This is a genomic window from Pseudomonas sp. HD6515 (genome assembly GCF_024971855.1).
In the GTDB taxonomy this organism is placed as follows: domain Bacteria; phylum Pseudomonadota; class Gammaproteobacteria; order Pseudomonadales; family Pseudomonadaceae; genus Aquipseudomonas; species Aquipseudomonas alloputida.
In genome coordinates, this window is record NZ_CP079827.1 from 171,799 (window position 1) to 188,305 (window position 16,507).

General features: G+C 62.4%; 17 protein-coding genes. 13 read left to right on the forward strand and 4 right to left on the reverse strand.

Going from position 1 to position 16,507, the window contains the following annotated elements; genetic code table 11:
- The first annotated feature begins 31 nt into the window (after positions 1–31).
- The 5 genes from KW568_RS00685 to KW568_RS00705 all read left to right on the forward strand — a co-directional run bounded on the left by KW568_RS00685 (position 32) and on the right by KW568_RS00705 (position 4,256).
- Positions 32–373 carry a hypothetical protein gene (locus KW568_RS00685; RefSeq protein WP_003255921.1) on the forward strand — a complete coding sequence of 114 codons (342 nt, stop codon included), beginning with the start codon at positions 32–34 and terminating at the stop codon, positions 371–373.
- Positions 374–571: 198 nt separating this feature from the next.
- Positions 572–1,471, forward strand: coding sequence for a TauD/TfdA family dioxygenase (locus KW568_RS00690; RefSeq protein ID WP_003255919.1), 900 nt, complete (start codon positions 572–574; stop codon positions 1,469–1,471).
- Positions 1,472–1,488: 17 nt separating this feature from the next.
- Positions 1,489–2,508, forward strand: coding sequence for an ABC transporter substrate-binding protein (locus KW568_RS00695; RefSeq protein WP_004576406.1), 1,020 nt, complete (start codon positions 1,489–1,491; stop codon positions 2,506–2,508).
- A 6-nt stretch (positions 2,509–2,514) separates the two neighbouring features.
- A complete protein-coding gene (locus KW568_RS00700) occupies positions 2,515–3,378 on the forward strand; it encodes an ABC transporter ATP-binding protein (RefSeq protein WP_003255915.1) in 864 nt (287 codons plus the stop codon).
- A gap of 14 nt (positions 3,379–3,392) precedes the next feature.
- Positions 3,393–4,256, forward strand: coding sequence for an ABC transporter permease (locus KW568_RS00705; protein ID WP_003255914.1), 864 nt, complete (start codon positions 3,393–3,395; stop codon positions 4,254–4,256).
- Positions 4,257–4,373: 117 nt separating this feature from the next.
- On the opposite strand, the gene KW568_RS00710 is transcribed toward KW568_RS00705, so the two are convergent.
- On the reverse strand, positions 4,374–4,934 hold the full coding sequence (locus KW568_RS00710; RefSeq protein WP_003255912.1) for a WYL domain-containing protein: 561 nt from the start codon (positions 4,932–4,934) through the stop codon (positions 4,374–4,376).
- 207 nt (positions 4,935–5,141) lie between these two features.
- Here KW568_RS00710 and KW568_RS00715 point away from each other — a divergent pair, with 207 nt between their 5' ends.
- The 7 genes from KW568_RS00715 to KW568_RS00745 all read left to right on the forward strand — a co-directional run bounded on the left by KW568_RS00715 (position 5,142) and on the right by KW568_RS00745 (position 13,230).
- Entirely contained in the window at positions 5,142–5,936 is a 795-nt protein-coding gene (locus tag KW568_RS00715) for a tetratricopeptide repeat protein (protein ID WP_003255910.1), read from the forward strand.
- 207 nt (positions 5,937–6,143) lie between these two features.
- A complete protein-coding gene (locus KW568_RS00720; protein ID WP_004576405.1) occupies positions 6,144–6,596 on the forward strand; it encodes a MarR family winged helix-turn-helix transcriptional regulator in 453 nt (150 codons plus the stop codon).
- Positions 6,593–8,680 (forward strand): FUSC family protein, encoded by a 2,088-nt coding sequence (locus tag KW568_RS00725; protein ID WP_004576404.1) that lies wholly within the window; start codon positions 6,593–6,595, stop codon positions 8,678–8,680. Before KW568_RS00720 ends, KW568_RS00725 begins: the two co-directional genes overlap by 4 nt.
- Positions 8,677–8,889: a DUF1656 domain-containing protein gene (locus KW568_RS00730; protein WP_003255905.1), complete on the forward strand. Its 213-nt coding sequence runs from the start codon at positions 8,677–8,679 to the stop codon at positions 8,887–8,889. The genes KW568_RS00725 and KW568_RS00730 overlap by 4 nt, the downstream gene beginning before the upstream one ends.
- Complete coding sequence (locus KW568_RS00735; RefSeq protein WP_003255903.1) at positions 8,886–9,761, forward strand: HlyD family secretion protein; 876 nt, start codon at positions 8,886–8,888, stop codon at positions 9,759–9,761. The genes KW568_RS00730 and KW568_RS00735 overlap by 4 nt, the downstream gene beginning before the upstream one ends.
- Positions 9,758–11,176, forward strand: a complete 1,419-nt coding sequence (locus KW568_RS00740; protein ID WP_004576403.1) for an efflux transporter outer membrane subunit — start codon at positions 9,758–9,760, stop codon at positions 11,174–11,176. Before KW568_RS00735 ends, KW568_RS00740 begins: the two co-directional genes overlap by 4 nt.
- 110 nt (positions 11,177–11,286) lie before the next feature.
- Positions 11,287–13,230, forward strand: coding sequence for an FTR1 family protein (locus KW568_RS00745; protein WP_004576402.1), 1,944 nt, complete (start codon positions 11,287–11,289; stop codon positions 13,228–13,230).
- A gap of 62 nt (positions 13,231–13,292) precedes the next feature.
- On the opposite strand, the gene KW568_RS00750 is transcribed toward KW568_RS00745, so the two are convergent.
- Both KW568_RS00750 and KW568_RS00755 read right to left on the reverse strand, forming a co-directional pair.
- Positions 13,293–13,538, reverse strand: coding sequence for a TIGR02647 family protein (locus KW568_RS00750; protein ID WP_003255900.1), 246 nt, complete (start codon positions 13,536–13,538; stop codon positions 13,293–13,295).
- 69 nt (positions 13,539–13,607) lie between these two features.
- Positions 13,608–13,910: a hypothetical protein gene (locus KW568_RS00755; RefSeq protein WP_003255899.1), complete on the reverse strand. Its 303-nt coding sequence runs from the start codon at positions 13,908–13,910 to the stop codon at positions 13,608–13,610.
- A gap of 148 nt (positions 13,911–14,058) precedes the next feature.
- Between KW568_RS00755 and KW568_RS00760 the strand changes: the two genes are divergently transcribed.
- Complete coding sequence (locus KW568_RS00760) at positions 14,059–14,721, forward strand: glutathione S-transferase (protein WP_003255898.1); 663 nt, start codon at positions 14,059–14,061, stop codon at positions 14,719–14,721.
- Positions 14,722–14,827: 106 nt separating this feature from the next.
- Here KW568_RS00760 and argH read toward each other — a convergent pair whose 3' ends face one another.
- On the reverse strand, positions 14,828–16,222 hold the full coding sequence (gene argH / locus KW568_RS00765) for an argininosuccinate lyase (RefSeq protein ID WP_003255897.1): 1,395 nt from the start codon (positions 16,220–16,222) through the stop codon (positions 14,828–14,830).
- Positions 16,223–16,507: the final 285 nt, after the last annotated feature.

Genomic DNA, 16,507 nt, shown 5'->3' on the forward strand with positions numbered 1-16,507 from the left:
ACAAGGAACCAACGTGACGAGGGACATCGCCATGTTCTACGTGCAACGCAACGCCGCCGGCCAGTTGCTGCGGGTGGAAGCAGCCGCGTTTGATCAGTTCACCGAAATGCTCCCTTCAGACCATGCCGATATCCAGGAATGGTTTGCCGATGATGTCGTGGAAAACAGCCTCAACCAGCTCAAACAAAGCGACCTGGACATGATCCGCGTGCTTGAGGACCTGATCGACGTGTTGACCGCCAAGGGCGTGTTCAAGATCACCGACCTGCCCGCCGGCGCGCAGGCCAAGCTGCTCAACCGTTCCACGGCGCGCAAGGCGCTCAGCAGCCTCAATAACCTGATTGACGAAGAAGAGCAGGGCGGGCTGATCTGACTGCAGGACGCTCCCGCGAGAGTGATATTGTTATTCCTTAATGGTATTTAAAATATTGGCTTTATGACTTTATAGTCGCTTTCACTGCGTACCCGTCGACCAATCGATGCGCCGCACGACTTGAACCCACACGGGAAATCCCCGTGCGTTTCTGATCGTTGCGCGCCATTGAGGTCGCGCATTGCGTGGGAGTGAAAAATGTCAGCCGCCTTGAACGCCTTGTCGTCCATCGACAGCGCCCAGCCGCAAGTTTTTGAAGTTCGCCCCTTCTCGGGTGCCGTCGGCGCCGAGATCATAGGTCTGGACCTGGCCAAACCGGTCAGCGCCGAGGATTTCACCCGTATCCATCGCGCCCACCTCGACCACCATGTGCTGGTGTTCCGCGACCAGCGTATCAGCCCGGAACAGCAGATCGCCTTTAGCCGCCGCTTCGGTGAGTTACAGATCCATGTGCTCAAGCAGTTCTTGCTGACTGGCCACCCCGAGATCCTGATCGTTTCCAACATCATCGAAAATGGCCAGAACATCGGCCTGGGTGATGCCGGCAAGTTCTGGCATTCGGACCTGTCGTACAAAGAGCTGCCAAGCCTCGGTTCCATGCTGCATGCCCAGGAACTGCCCAGTGAAGGCGGTGACACCTTGTTCGCCGACATGCATAAAGCCTGGGACGCTGTACCTGACACCCTGCGCAAAGTGGTCGAGGGCCGCAGTGCCGCTCACTCCTATACCGCCCGTTACGCTGAAACCAAATTCGAAGGCAACTGGCGCCCGACCCTGACTGCCGAGCAACTGGCGCAGGTAAAGGAGGTCATTCACCCGGTAGTCCGCACCCACCCGGAAAACGGCCGCAAGGCCCTGTTCGTCAGTGAAGGCTTCACCACCCGCATTGTCGGCCTGCCTGATGATGAAAGCCGCGACGTGCTGCAGCAGCTGTATGCCCTTAGCGTGCTGGAGCAGAACATTTACCGCCATCAGTGGCAGCCCCATGACCTGGTGTTCTGGGACAACCGCTCGCTGATCCACTTGGCCACCGGCTGCCCCGCGCACCTGCGGCGCAAGCTGTACCGCACCACCATCCAGGGCGATGCCCCGTTCTGACGACTGAGGAAACCATCATGCGCAAATCCATCAGCCGCCTGGCGGCAAGCATCGGCCTGGGCGCAAGCCTGGTCGTCGGCAGCCTAGCCGCCCCCGCCGTGGCCCAGGCCGAAGGCAAGATCCGTATTGCCGAACAATTCGGCATCGTCTACCTGCTGCTGAACGTGGTGCGTGACCAGCACCTGATTGAGAAGCACGGCAAGGAGCAGGGCATCGACATCGAAGTCGATTGGGCGCAGCTGTCGGGTGGCTCGGCCATCAACGACGCATTGTTGTCCGGTTCGGTGGACATCGCCGGCGCCGGTGTCGGGCCGCTGTTGACCGTCTGGGACCGCACCAAGGGCCGGCAGAACGTGAAGGCCGTGGCATCGCTCGGCAACTTCCCGTACTACCTGGTCAGCAGCAACCCCAGTGTGAAGACCATCGCCGACATCTCCGACAAAGACCGTATCGCGGTTCCGGCGGTGGGTGTTTCGGTGCAGTCGCGCTTCCTGCAGTACGCCGCTGCCCAGCAGTGGGGCGACAAGGAATACAACCGCCTCGACAAATACACCTTGGCCGTGCCGCACCCGGACGCCACCGCCGCGCTGTTGGCGGGCGGCACCGAGCTGAACGGGCACTTCTCCAACCCGCCGTTCCAGGACCAGGTGCTGGCCAACAAGGACGTGCACGTGGTGCTCAACAGCTACGACCTGCTCGGCCCCAACTCGCCGACCTTGCTGTTTGCTACTGAGAAGTTCCGCAAGGACAACCCCAAGACCTACAAGGCCTTCGTCGATGCCCTGGCCGAAGCCGCAGACTTCGCCCAGAAAGACAAGGCCGCTGCCGCCGACACCTATATCCGCGTAACCAAGGCCAAGATCGACCGCGACGCGCTGATCAAGCTGATCGACAACCCGCAGTACGAATTTACCGTTACGCCCAAGAACACCTACAAGCTGGCCGATTTTCTCTATCGGGTAGGCGCCATCAAGCACAAGCCGCAATCGTGGAAGGATTACTTCTTCCAGGATGAACGCCCGCTGCAGGGGAGCTGACCGATCATGACCGCCCCATTGCCAGGCCACACGGCCAGCAACCTGAGCCGTGTTGCAGCGCCGCCTTTGCTCAAGGTGGATAACCTCAGCCTCGAATACCGTACCGCGCAACGCGTGGTGCGGGCCACCCATCAGGTCAGCTTCGAAGTCGACCGCACTGATCGTTTTGTACTGCTCGGCCCCTCCGGCTGTGGCAAGTCCACCCTGCTCAAAGCCGTGGCCGGTTTTATCCAGCCGCAAGAAGGCCAGATTCTGCTGCAGGGCCAGACAGTTCGTGGCCCAGGCCCCGACCGCATCGTGGTGTTCCAGGAGTTTGACCAGTTGCCGCCGTGGAAAACGGTGAAGCAGAACGTCATCTTTCCGCTGCTGGTGTCTGGCCAACTCAAGCGTGCGGAGGCGGAGGAGCGGGCGCTGCATTATCTGGAGAAGGTCGGTCTGGCCGCCTTTGCCGATGCTTATCCACACACGTTGTCCGGTGGTATGAAGGCACGTGTGGCAATTGCCCGGGCCTTGGCCACCCAGCCCAAGATCCTGTTGATGGATGAGCCGTTCGCCGCCCTGGATGCGCTGACCCGGCGCAAGATGCAGGAAGAGCTGTTGCTGCTGTGGGAGGAAGTGCGGTTCACCCTGTTGTTCGTCACCCACTCCATCGAAGAAGCGCTGGTAGTCGGCAACCGCATCCTGTTGTTGTCGCCCCACCCGGGGCGGGTGCGCGCCGAAGTGCACAGCCATCAATACGGCTTGGGCAGCCTGGGTGGCAGCGACTTCCAGGCCAGTGCCCGGCGTATCCACCGTTTGCTGTTCGATGAAGCCGATATCCCGGAACAGCCTGACAACCTTGGGTTCAACGATATTCGTATCGCCTACTGACAGGAGCCTCAGCCATGACCACTACACCTGTACGCCAGGAATACGAGGTGCAGCTGGAGCCCCTGCTCAGTGTGCCTGTAGAACGACAACTCCCCTTGGCCCAACGCCTGTGGCAACAAGGCTGGTTGAGAAAGGCGGTCATATTGCTGGTGATCGCTGTGCTATGGGAAGCCGTTGCCCGCTACCAGGACAATGACCTGCTACTGCCAGGTTTTCTGCAAACCGCCGCGGCGCTATGGGACGGCATGATCAGTGGCGAACTGCCCGCCAAGGTCGGTGTTTCGCTGGTAATACTGCTCAAAGGCTATGTGCTGGGTATCGTCTTGGCCTTTGGCCTGACCAGCCTGGCGGTGTCGACCCAATTGGGCCGAGACTTACTGGGCACGCTGACCTCGATGTTCAACCCGTTGCCGGCCATTGCCCTGCTGCCGCTGGCCTTGCTGTGGTTCGGGCTGGGTGACAACAGCCTGATCTTCGTGCTGGTGCATTCGGTGCTATGGGCGTTGGCGCTGAATACTTATGCCGGCTTCCTCGGTGTGTCGGAGACGCTTCGCATGGCGGGCCGCAACTATGGTCTGAAGGGCCTGCGGCTGGTATTGCACATCCTCGTGCCAGCAGCCCTGCCGTCGATCTTGTCGGGGTTGAAGATCGGCTGGGCGTTTGCCTGGCGTACCCTGATCGCCGCTGAATTGGTGTTTGGTGCCAGCAGTGGCAAAGGCGGGTTGGGTTGGTACATCTTCCAGAACCGCAACGAACTGTATACCGACAAGGTCTTTGCCGGGTTGGCGGTGGTGATCCTGATCGGTCTGCTGGTGGAAGGGCTGGTGTTCAATACGCTGGAGCGGTTGACGGTGCGGCGATGGGGGATGCAGCGCTAGCAGGTTAGCCAGTACCGGCCTTTTCGCGGCAGATTGACGCTACAATCCGCGTCTGCGGGATCTTCGTCCTTGAAAAAGGGGCGAGGCGCCGAACCGCCGCGAAAGACCCTGTACTGGCTACAAATTCTGATACTGAGCTGCCGCATTGCTCAGAATCCTGCCAATCTCCTCCCGCAAGCCGGCAGGCTGCTCTACCACCACCCTGTCCCCATGGCTCAACAGCCACCAGCGTAATGGCCAACCGTCACTTACCGTGCCGCGTAACCGATGCCCATGCTCCAGCGCCGTCAGTTGCATGTCGCTGCTCAATGGCGCATCCCGCAACTGCCGCGCCAGTGCATCGCTGATTCGCGCCACCAGCTCCACGCCCTCACCCTGCGATGGCTGCAACGCATCCCCTCGCAGATGTGTCAGCAAGTCGAAATTACCGCGCAATTCGCCCACGGCACTGGCCGACCAGTGCCAACCGAACGGAATGCTCTTGTCATTGCGCTCCAGCGGGAATATCAGCGAAAGCTCGTTGAGGTCACGCTCGACAGTGCGTTTGCTGACCGTGAACCCCACGTCACGCAGGCGCCAGACCAGCTCGGCGCTGGTTATGCCTGGGGAACGGCTGGGCAACTGGCGCAGCAGCGCCCACTGTCGGCTAAGGGTGGCGCGAGTGGTGGCGAACGGCAAAAGATAACGTCCTTGTCTAGGCTTGCCGCAATAGGATGGCGGCATGCGAGGGGCATGGCAATTGGCCACAGCCTGCTCAGATCAAGGAAGTCGCATTTGGTTGCCTCGTGCCGGTTCGTTCGCGACAGGTTTTGACGTGACATCACGCAGAATCACGCCTCATCACAGCCGAAGGTTGGGGTTGTGCGTCGTTCAATGAGGATGAACATGTCTGTTGCCAGCAATATCCATTCGCTACTTGCCCGCCTTCTGCCCGAGCGGGTCATCGCCCCTCCGGCTCCTGTAGGAAAGCGACAGCGGCTGTTCTCCGGTGTGGGCTTGCCCAGCCAGCGGTCGCTGCTGGTCAACCGCCTGGATGAGGCCAACGACCTGCAGGCGGTGTATGTCGACCTGCGCCGCCAGGCATTGCAAGGCAGTGTGCCAGCATTGAACGACCTCGGCTGGATCTGGCTCAACGGCAAGTACTGGCGGGCCGATACCGTGCTGGCCGGGCACCTGTTGCGCATGGCGGCCCTGCAGGGCAATGCTGCTGCCTGGTTCAACCTTGGCCAGCAGCACTACTTCGGCAAAGGCATCGACCCTTCCTATGTGCAGGCGGCGGAGTGTTACCGGCAGGCCTTCGACCGCGGCATGCTGCATGCCGCCGCCGCACTGGGTGACCTGTACGAGGAGGAGGTGTGCGACGGTGACCTGGAGTGGCAGGTTGACCTGGTGCAGGCCTACCAGTGGTTCATGCGTGGCGCCGAACAGGGCGAGGCGCGTTGTCGTTTTGAAGTGGGCTACCGGTTGATGCATGGGCTGCACGTAGAGGCCAACCTCAAGGCAGCGCTGTACTGGCTTGAGCTGGCAGCAGCGGCGGGGGTGGTGCAAGCGGCAGAGGAGCTGGCAGTGCATTTCAGCAGCCGTGATGCGGTGCGGTATCAGGAGTGGCGGGACCGGGCGGTGCAAATGGGCAGCACATTGGCCTTGACCATGAAGCTGGAAGACCAGATCCAGCCCTGAGTATTTCTCTCCAGTGCTGCACAGGGATTGCGTAGATCCCGAACCCGGTGCAGCCCCTGTGTGCGGGTTTACCCGCGAAGCGCGCCAGCACTGGCTGAAAAATGAACAACATTTCACCCCGGCTATCCGTCGCCCCCTGTTGACGACAGGGGGATGTCGGGGCGTATATTGATAGTTAGCAAACTATGAATATACTTGGTTCTCTTCATGTCCCTTGATTTCCTGCGCCTGCAAGTCAGCAGTGGTCTGGTAGTTGCTGCCCGCCACTGGCGGCGCATCTGTCATACCGCCTTGACCGGCTACGGCATTTCCGAGGCCTGCGCTGCGCCGTTGCTGATGATCGTGCGCCTGGGCGACGGCGTGCACCAGGTGGCTGTGGCCCAGGCCGCCGGCCTGGAAAGCCCGTCGCTGGTACGCCTGCTTGACCAACTGTGCAAAGCTGGCCTGGTGTGCCGCAGCGAGGACCCACTGGATCGCCGCGCCAAGGCACTGAGCCTGACTGCCGAAGGCCGTGCCCTGGCCGAAGCCATTGAAGCCGAACTGGTGCGCTTGCGCCGCGATGTGCTCGGCGGTATCGATCAGGCCGACCTGGAAGCTGCCTTGCGTGTGCTTCGTGCCTTCGAGGCTGCCGGCCTGGGCAGCGCAGGCGAGGTGGCATGAACGGTTTCTTCAGCTCTGTCCCTCCGGCCCGTGACTGGTTCTACGGCGTGCGCACCTTCGGCGCGTCCATGATTGCCCTGTACATTGCTCTGCTCATGCAACTGCCGCGTCCCTACTGGGCCATGGCGACGGTGTACATCGTCTCCAGCCCCTTCGTCGGCCCGACCAGCTCCAAGGCGTTGTACCGTGCCGTCGGCACGTTGCTCGGCGCTGGCGGGGCAATCTTCCTGGTGCCACCGCTGGTGCAGTCACCGTTGCTGCTGAGCATCGCCATTGCCCTGTGGACCGGCACCTTGCTGTTCCTTTCGCTGAACCTGCGCACGGCCAACAACTACGTGCTGATGCTGGCCGGTTATACCCTGCCGATGATTGCCTTGGCCGTGGTGGATAATCCGCTGGCAGTGTTCGATGTGGCCTCTTCTCGCGCGCAGGAAATCTGTTTGGGAATTGTCTGCGCGGCAGTCGTCGGGGCTATCTTCTGGCCACGACGGCTGGCGCCGGTGGTAGTCGGTGCCACCGGAAACTGGTTCACCGAGGCGATTCGCTACAGCGACACCTACCTGGCCCGCGATGCCAGCGCCGACAAGGTCGGCGGTATGCGCGGGGCAATGGTCACCACCTTCAACTCGCTGGAGCTGATGATCGGTCAGCTCGCCCACGAAGGTGCCGGCCCGCATACCCTGAAGAACGCCCGCGAATTGCGCGGGCGGATGATCCATCTGCTGCCGGTGATCGACGCCCTCGACGACGCACTGGTAGCCCTGGAAGGCCGCGCCCCGGCCCAGTTCGCCCAGCTTCAACCCGTGCTTGAAGCGGCTCGTGAATGGCTCAAAGGCACTGCCGACAGCGCTTCGGTAGCGCACTGGGCCACGTTGCACGAGCAGATCGGCCGCTTGCAGCCCGCTACAGCCGCCCTCGACCAGCGCGCCGAGCTGCTGTTGTCCAACGCCCTGTACCGCCTGACCGAATGGGCCGACCTGTGGCAGGACTGCTGCACCCTGCAGCACGCCCTGCGTACCGATGATGCCAAGCCTTGGCGTGCGGTGTATCGCCACTGGCGGCTGGGCCGTCTGACAGCGTTTTTTGATCGTGGCCTGATGCTGTACTCGGTAGCCTCCACGGTCCTGGCGATCGTGGTCGCCTGCGGCCTGTGGATCGGCCTGGGCTGGAACGACGGCGCCAGTGCGGTAATCCTCGCGGCAGTTGCGTGCAGCTTCTTCGCCGCCATGGACGACCCGGCACCGCAGATCTACCGGTTCTTTTTCTGGACGCTGATGTCGGTCATCTTCTCCAGTCTGTACCTGTTTTTGGTACTGCCCAACTTGCACGACTTCCCGATGCTGGTGCTGGCCTTTGCCGTGCCGTTCATCTGCATAGGCACCCTGACCGTACAGCCGCGCTTCTACCTGGGCACCTTGCTGACCATCGTCAACACGTCGACCTTCATCAGCATCCAGGGCGCCTACGACGCCGACTTCTTCACCTTCCTCAACTCCAACCTTGCCGGCCCCGCGGGCCTTCTGTTCGCCTTTATCTGGACCCTGGTGATGCGCCCGTTCGGCGTGGAGCTGGCGGCCAAGCGCATGACCCGCTTCGCCTGGCGCGACATCGTCGAAATGACCGAGCCTGCGACCTTGGCCGAGCACCGCCAGGTTGGCGTACAGATGCTCGACCGCCTGATGCAGCACCTGCCACGTCTGTCGCAAACCGGCCAGGACAGTGGTGTGGCACTGCGCGACCTGCGCGTAGGGTTGAACCTGCTCGACCTGCTGGCGTACATGCCGCGCGCCGGCCAGCAGGCTCGCGAGCGCCTGAACACTGTGGTCGAGGAAGTCGGTGCGCACTACGCCGCCTGCCTGCGTGCTGGCGAACGGCTGCATGCCCCGGCCGCACTGTTACGCAACATGGAACGCGCTCGCCTGGCGCTGAACCTGGACGAGCTGTACGAGCGCGGTGATGCCCGCACCCACCTGCTGCATGCCCTGAGCGGCCTGCGCCTGGCGCTGCTGCCGGGGGTGGAGGTGATGCTCGAGCCAGCTGAACAACCGCAACTGCCCCCCGGCCTCGACGGAGCACCCCTGTGATTGGTGAACTGGATATCAGCGGGGTGTTCCTGCCCACGCTGCTGGTGATGATGTTTGGCACCTACCTGCTGTTCCTTGGGGTGCACGCGGTGCTGGTGCGCCTGCATTTCTACCGCCTGGTCTGGCACCGGGCGTTGTTCAACGTTGCTCTGTATGCCGTGCTGCTTGGTGCGGTGGACCACTTTTGCCGAAACCTGATGCTGCCATGAAAAAACCTATGCTGACCTTGGGCCGTGTGGTCCTGACCTTGCTGGTAGTGACCTTCGCCGCCGTGCTCGTGTGGCAGATGGTGGTCTACTACATGTTTGCCCCCTGGACCCGTGACGGCCACATTCGCGCCGACGTGATCCAGATCGCCCCCGATGTGTCGGGATTGATCCAGAAGGTCGAGGTGCGCGACAACCAGACCGTCAAACGCGGCGACGTGCTGTTCACCATCGACCAGGACCGCTTCACGCTGGCCCTGCGTCAAGCCAAGGCAACCCTGGGCGAGCGCCAGGAGACCCTCGCCCAGGCTTCCCGCGAAGCGCAGCGCAACCGCAAGCTGGGCAACCTGGTGGCCGCCGAGCAACTGGAAGAAAGCCAGTCCCGCGAGGCCCGTGCCCGTTCAGCCGTCAGCGAGGCGCAAGTGGCTGTCGACACTGCCCAGCTCAACCTTGACCGCTCAGTGGTGCGCAGCCCGGTAGACGGCTACCTCAACGACCGCGCGCCGCGTAACCACGAGTTCGTCACCGCCGGCCGCCCGGTGCTGTCGGTGGTCGATAGCGCCTCGTACCATGTCGATGGCTACTTCGAGGAAACCAAGCTGGGGGGTATCCATATTGGTGACGCCGTGGATATCCGCGTGATGGGCGACAACACCCGCCTGCGTGGCCATGTGCAGAGCTTTGCCGCTGGCATCGAAGACCGCGACCGCAGCAGTGGCGCCAACCTGCTGCCTAACGTTAACCCGGCGTTCAGTTGGGTACGCCTGGCCCAGCGCATTCCGGTGCGCATCGCCTTTGACGAAGTGCCGCAAGACTTCCGCATGATCGCCGGGCGTACTGCCACGGTGTCGATCATCGAGGGCCAGCGCCCATGAAACAGCTGATCCTGGCTGGCCTGTGCCTGTCGCTGGGGGCCTGCATGATGGTGGGCCCCGACTATGAGGTGCCTGGGGATGCGGCCGTGCAACGCAATGACTTGAACGGCCCGCTGCGCCAGGATGCCGACAGCGTCGTGTCGGCGCCGGTCCCCGAGGACTGGTGGCAGCTGTATCAGGATCAACGGCTGAATGAACTGGTGCGCCAGGCGCTGAGTGCCAACACCGAACTGCGCGTGGCGGCGGCCAACATCGCCAAAGCTCGCGCCCAGGTGGAGGTGGCTGAATCGCAAGGCGGCTTCAACGGTGGCGTCAAACTCGGCGCTCAGCGGTTGCAGGAGTCGGGCGAAGCCTTCCTGCAGCCTGAGAAGGTGCCGGTAGCCAACATCGGTGAGGCCATCATTAGTGCCTCGTACCAGTTCGACCTGTGGGGCACCTTCAAGCGTGGTACCGAGGCTGCCAAGGCAAATGCCGACGCGGTGCAGGCGGCTGCCGACACTGCCCGCATCACGCTTGTGGCGGACGTGGTCAAGGCTTATACCCAGGTGTGCTCGGCCAACGAGGAATACCACATTGCCCGTGAGTCCCTCGATTTGCAGGAGCAAAGCGTGAAACTCAACCAGCGCCTGCGCGATGCTGGGCGTGGTGATGAAACCCAGGTCACCCGCTCGCAGACCCAGTTCAAATCGTTGCGTGCCGAACTGCCACGCTTCAAGGCCGAACGCGAGACGGGCATGTACACCCTGGCTGCGCTGCTGGCCAAGCCGGTCGACCAGTTGCCTGCCGGTACCGCCGATTGCGCCGAGCTGCCGCACCTGAACCAGCTGGTCCCGGTGGGCGATGGCGCGGCCTTGCTCAAGCGCCGCCCCGACGTGCGCCAGGCCGAACGCCAGCTGGCTGCCGCCACCGCCTATATTGGCGTGGCCACTGGCGCCTTGTACCCGGACATCAGCATTGGCGCCCAGGTTGGCACCATCGGTATCCTGGAGAAACTTGGTGAGCCTTCGACCAACCGCTGGGGTTTTGGCCCGCAGATCAGCTGGAGCATCCCCACCAACGGCACCCGTGCCCGCATTCGCATGGCCGAGGCCTCGACCCAGGCGGCACTGGCGAACTTCGATGGGGTTGTGCTGAACGCCATCCGCGAGACCCAGACCCGCCTGGCGCAATACAGCGCCTTGCTCGATCGGCGCGATGCGCTGGCCGAGGCGGAGAAATCGGCCAAGGAAGCGGCGGACCAGACGCACCGGTATTACCAGGCGGGGCGTGAGTCGTTCCTGGCGGATTTGCAGGCGACGCGGACCTATACCGATATGCGTGCGCAGTTGGCTGCGGCCAATAGCCAAGTGGCGCTAGGGCAAATTGGCGTGTTCCTGGCGTTGGGTGGGGGTTGGAAGGGTACCGCCAAGCCCTGATGCGATCCTTGAGGGCTGTTCCTCTATGCCCTCCACTTCATCGGATTTGTAGCAAGATTTTTCATGAAATCCGCCCAGCACCCTTGAGTGAAGCAAAGTGGAAGTGAACAATGTTCTCTTTCGCATTTCCTTCGAGACTGGCCATGAAAACCCGTTCCCGCCTGCTTGCCTGGCTGCCGGCTGCATTGCTCGGCCCGGTGCTGGCGCTGTGCAGCTCCTTGGCGCTGGCCGAGTCCCCCGCCGAAGCTGCCAAAGCCCATAACTTGCTGGACTACATTGGTGCCGACTACCCGCCGACCGTGCAGGACGGCAAGGTGATCGACGAGGGCGAATACCGCGAGCAACAGGAGTTCAGCGCGGTATTGGCTGACCTGGTCAAAGGCCTGCCCGCAAATACTGAACAAGCGGCTTTGGAACAGGGCGTCCAGGCGCTGCGCCAGGCCATCGACCAGCGTCAGGAAGGTACCGCGGTCGCTAAACAGGCCCGGCAGCTGGGTGCGCGACTGGCGGTGGCTTACGAGGTCAGCCAGGCTCCGGTGATTACCCCGGACCCCGCCCGCGGCGCTGCGCTGTACGCACAGAACTGCTCGATCTGCCACGGCGACACCGGCGCCGGCGATGGCCCGGCTGGCGTGGGCCTGGAGCCTGCACCCGCCAACCTGCGTGATGCCTCACGCCTGGACCAGTTGAGCCTGTTCGACCTCTACAACACGCTGGCCCTGGGTATCGACGGCACCGAAATGCCGTCGTTTGCCGACCAGCTGGACGACCGCCAGCGCTGGGACGTGGCCGCGTACATCGCCAGCTTCACCGCCAAGCCGGAAGCGGGCAAGGGTGACAAGACCTGGAACCTCGCCGACCTGGCTCGCCAGACGCCGGCCGAAGTCGCCGCCAACGAAGGCACTGCGGCCGTCGAGGCATTCCGTGCCCAGCGTGCCCAACCGCCGCAGGTAAAGCGCGGCCCGGCGCAATTGCTCGAATACACGGCCAGCACACTGGACAAGAGCCTGGCGGCCTACCGCGCAGGCGACCACGATCAGGCTTATGACCTGTCGGTGGCGGCCTACCTGGAGGGTTTCGAGCTGGTGGAAAGCTCGCTGGACAACATCGACACCCAGGCGCGCAAGGACACCGAAAAAACGTTGATGGCCTACCGCCAGTCCTTGCAGGACGGCTTGCCCGTGGCCCAGGCCGAACAGCGTCTGGCCGACGCCAAAACCAAGCTCGAGCAGGCGGCCAAGCTGCTGGGCAGCGATGGCCTGAGCTGGACGCTGAGCTATATCTCCGGTTTGCTGATCCTGCTGCGTGAAGGCCTCGAGGCGATTCTGGTGCTGGCGGCGATCCTGGCCTTCCTGCGCAATACCGGGCAGCAGTCGGCAGTGCGTAGCGTCAACACTGGTTGGGGCCTGGCGCTGGTTGCCGGCTTCGCCACCTGGGCGCTGGCGGCCTATGTGATCGATGTGGGGGGCGCTCAGCGCGAGCTCCTGGAAGGCTGCACAGCACTGTTCGCTGCTGTGATGGTGCTATGGCTGGGTGTGTGGATGCATGACCGCCGCCACGCCGCCGCCTGGAAGGACTACATCAAGAGCAGCCTGGTCAGCGGTGGCGGGCGCTTCGGCTTTGCTGTGCTGGCATTCTTCTCGGTATACCGCGAATTGTTCGAAGTGATCCTGTTCTACGAGACCCTGTGGCTGCAGGCAGGTCCTGCCGGGCATCAGGCGGTGCTGGCGGGTGGCGCGACGGCATTGTTGCTGCTGGTGGGCCTGGCCTGGGTGATTCTGCGGGGTTCGGCCAAGTTGCCGCTATCGCTGTTCTTCAGCATCAACGCCGCACTGCTGTGCGCGCTGTCGGTAGTATTCGCCGGGCATGGCGTGAAGGCGCTGCAAGAGGCCGGTGTGCTGGGCACACGGCCAGTGGCGTTCTTTGAGTTCGACTGGCTGGGGATTCATGCCGATGCCTACTCGCTGTCGGCGCAAGCGGTGGCCTTGCTGGCCATCGTGTTCCTTTACGGCCGCTCGTGGCTGGCGGAAAAGCGCAGTACTGCGGCCAACTGACTGGAGCCTGCGCGGTCCTGCAGGGACCGCGCAAGGTCTCAGATCTTGCGCAAGCCTGATGCTCAGGCCGGCTGTGGCGCCTTGAGAATGTTCTGTAGCAGTTGGACACTTTCAACGGCGTCATGACCCAGGCTGGTCAGGTAGCCGCCATCCGGTTGATCGGTCAGCCCCTTCTCATGCAGGCGTTGCGCAGCCGCGATCAGGGCAGGGGATGCGGTGCTGGTTATCTTGATGCCTTCCTGGCTGCTGTCGTGTTTGAACAGCGCGAGTACTTCCATTTCGTCGATCAAATCGGGGGTAAAAGGCATGGCGACTCCTGACTTCCAGACAAGGATTGCGGCACTTTCTACGGTGCCTGATCTTCGAGTGTAGCCGGGTTATTCGTCGTCGCCTTGATCCATCTCAGGCGGCAGCTCCGGCAGTGCCCGCAGAGCGTTCTCATACCACTCGCCGTTGAACGCACGGTCCTCTACCAGCATGTTGTCGATTTCGAAGGCCAGCACATGGGCCATCAGGTTCAGAATGTCTTCACGCTCATAGCCGACCAGCGTCAGCTTGTTGAAAGTGGCCTTTGCTGCAGGCGGCTCGCCGCTCTCGATCTGGTTTTCGATGGCTTGGGTCAGCGTTTCCTCGGCGAAGGCTTCGTCGTCGTCATTGCCGATGTCGGTGGGCTCGCTCATGGCGGTACTCCTAGGATGGGATGCAACAGTGTGCCATGCCTATGGCGGCAATGCCCGGGCATTGACGCGGTGCATGACGCTGGTCAGCGGCAGGCGTTCAGTCTATAAAAGCCAGGCCAACCCCTTACGGCCTGGAGGCTGTTACCTCATGCTCAAGCTTCATGGATTCTCGGTCAGCAACTACTACAACATGGTAAAGCTGGCCCTGCTCGAAAAAGGCCTGCCTTTCGAGGAAGTCACCTTCTATGGCGGCCAGGCGCCACAGGCGCTGGAAGTGAGCCCGCGGGGCAAGGTGCCGGTGCTTGAAACCGAACATGGCTTCCTCAGCGAAACCAGTGTGATCCTCGACTATATCGAGCAGACCCAGGGCGGCAAGGCGCTGCTGCCAGCTGACCCGTTCGGCCAAGCCAAGGTGCGGGAGCTGCTCAAGGAAATCGAGTTGTACATCGAGCTGCCTGCGCGTACCTGTTATGCCGAGTCGTTCTTTGGCATGTCGGTCGACTCGCTGATCAAAGAGAAAGCGCGTGCGGACCTGCTGGCCGGGTTTGCCACGCTCAAGCGCAACGGGCGCTTTGCCCCCTATGTTGCGGGCGAGCAACTGACGCTGGCAGACCTGATGTTCTGCTTCTCGGTCGACCTGGCCAACGCGGTGGGCAAGAAGGTGCTGAGCATCGACTTCCTGGCGGACTTCCCGCAGGCCAAGGCGTTGCTGCAACTGATGGGGGAAAACCCGCACATGGCGCGGATCTTGGCGGACAAGGAAGCGTCGATGCCAGCCTTCATGGAGATGATCCGCAGCGGCAAGCGCTGAGATTTGTGTTGGGTCATTCGCGGGTAAACCCGCCCCTACAGGTAAAGCACAACCGTTGTAGGAGCGGGTTTACCCGCGAACGAGGGCGAAGCCCTCGCCCCGGGAGTTAGCGAGACGCCAACAGGGCCTTGCCACGAACCACGGCAGCACGCACCTGCGCCGGCGCCGTACCACCAATGTGGTCACGCGCATTCACCGAGCCTTCCAGCGTCAGCACGGCAAACACGTCCTGCTCGATCTGATCGCTGAACTGGCGCAGTTCGTCCAGGCTCATCTCGGCCAGGTCCTTGCCAGTGTCCACACCATACTTCACCGCGTGGCCAACGATCTCGTGACAGTCACGGAATGGCAGGCCACGGCGAACCAGGTAGTCGGCCAGGTCGGTCGCGGTGGAGAAGCCACGCAGGGCCGCTTCACGCATGATGGCGTGCTTGGGCTTGATCGCCGGGATCATGTCAGCAAAGGCCCGCAGCGAGTCGCGCAGGGTATCGGCGGCGTCGAACAGCGGTTCCTTGTCTTCCTGGTTGTCCTTGTTGTAGGCCAGTGGTTGGCCTTTCATCAGGGTCAGCAGGCCGGTCAGGGCGCCGAACACGCGGCCGCTCTTGCCGCGTACCAGCTCTGGCACGTCCGGGTTCTTTTTCTGCGGCATGATCGAGCTGCCGGTGCAGAAGCGGTCCGGAAGGTCGATGAACTGGAACTGCGCGCTGGTCCACAGCACCAGCTCTTCGGAGAAGCGCGAAAGGTGCATCATCGCCACGCTGGCAGCGGCGCAGAATTCGATGGCGAAATCACGGTCCGACACGCCATCCAGCGAGTTGCCGGCTACGGCTTCAAAGCCCAGCAGCTTGCAGGTCAGTTCACGGTCGATCGGGTAGGTGGTGCCGGCCAGCGCGGCGCTGCCCAGTGGCATGCGGTTGGTGCGCTTGCGGCAGTCGACCAGGCGCTCATAGTCGCGGCTGAGCATTTCGAACCACGCCAGCAGGTGGTGGCCAAAGGTGACCGGCTGCGCCGTCTGCAGGTGGGTGAAACCAGGCATGATGGTTTCGGCTTCACGCTCTGCCTGCTCCAGCAGGCCCTGCTGCAGGCGGGTGATTTCGCCCAGGATCAGGTCGATTTCGTCGCGCAGCCAAAGGCGGATGTCGGTGGCCACCTGGTCGTTGCGGCTACGGCCGGTGTGCAGCTTCTTGCCGGTGATGCCGATGCGGTCGGTCAAGCGTGCTTCGATGTTCATGTGCACGTCTTCAAGGTCGACACGCCAGTCGAAGTTGCCGGCTTCAATCTCGCCCTGGATGGTTTTCAGGCCATCGATGATGGTGTCGCGCTCGGCATCACTGAGCACGCCGACCTGCGCCAGCATGGTGGCATGGGCAATCGAACCCATGATGTCGTGACGGTACAGGCGCTTGTCGAAATCTACCGAGGCGGTGAAACGGGCGACGAAGGCGTCGACGGGCTCACTGAAGCGGCCGCCCCAGGACTGATTGGTCTTGTCGGTGCTCATGGATTCACTCATTGCAGGCGTGAACGAAAAAGTGGCGTCGATGATAGCAGGGTTGGGCTGGCTGCCGCAGGGCGCCGGTCGAGAGAAATGCCCGGAAAATCGCATAGAAGGATTTCAAGGAATGAACGGCAGTGTTCCACGGACCGTCTACAGTTGGACAAAGGACTGGCAGTGAATCTGCCGGGCCGAGTGAATCTTTGGCCATCGCACCGGTCTAGAGCGTGACCGCAGTGTCGCTCGAACCACACCTGTCTACGCTATACCTGTGCGAGACTCATTCAGGAA

Coding starts and splice junctions, on each gene's coding strand:
- KW568_RS00745 (WP_004576402.1), top strand. CDS start 11,287: ATGTTCTCTTTCGCATTTCCTTCGAGACTGGCCATGAAAACCCGTTCC.
- KW568_RS00740 (WP_004576403.1), top strand. CDS start 9,758: ATGAAACAGCTGATCCTGGCTGGCCTGTGCCTGTCGCTGGGGGCCTGC.
- KW568_RS00755 (WP_003255899.1), bottom strand. CDS start 13,910: ATGAGCGAGCCCACCGACATCGGCAATGACGACGACGAAGCCTTCGCC.
- KW568_RS00735 (WP_003255903.1), top strand. CDS start 8,886: ATGAAAAAACCTATGCTGACCTTGGGCCGTGTGGTCCTGACCTTGCTG.
- argH (WP_003255897.1), bottom strand. CDS start 16,222: ATGAGCACCGACAAGACCAATCAGTCCTGGGGCGGCCGCTTCAGTGAG.
- KW568_RS00700 (WP_003255915.1), top strand. CDS start 2,515: ATGACCGCCCCATTGCCAGGCCACACGGCCAGCAACCTGAGCCGTGTT.
- KW568_RS00750 (WP_003255900.1), bottom strand. CDS start 13,538: ATGCCTTTTACCCCCGATTTGATCGACGAAATGGAAGTACTCGCGCTG.
- KW568_RS00690 (WP_003255919.1), top strand. CDS start 572: ATGTCAGCCGCCTTGAACGCCTTGTCGTCCATCGACAGCGCCCAGCCG.
- KW568_RS00705 (WP_003255914.1), top strand. CDS start 3,393: ATGACCACTACACCTGTACGCCAGGAATACGAGGTGCAGCTGGAGCCC.
- KW568_RS00760 (WP_003255898.1), top strand. CDS start 14,059: ATGCTCAAGCTTCATGGATTCTCGGTCAGCAACTACTACAACATGGTA.
- KW568_RS00685 (WP_003255921.1), top strand. CDS start 32: ATGTTCTACGTGCAACGCAACGCCGCCGGCCAGTTGCTGCGGGTGGAA.
- KW568_RS00720 (WP_004576405.1), top strand. CDS start 6,144: ATGTCCCTTGATTTCCTGCGCCTGCAAGTCAGCAGTGGTCTGGTAGTT.
- KW568_RS00725 (WP_004576404.1), top strand. CDS start 6,593: ATGAACGGTTTCTTCAGCTCTGTCCCTCCGGCCCGTGACTGGTTCTAC.
- KW568_RS00715 (WP_003255910.1), top strand. CDS start 5,142: ATGTCTGTTGCCAGCAATATCCATTCGCTACTTGCCCGCCTTCTGCCC.
- KW568_RS00695 (WP_004576406.1), top strand. CDS start 1,489: ATGCGCAAATCCATCAGCCGCCTGGCGGCAAGCATCGGCCTGGGCGCA.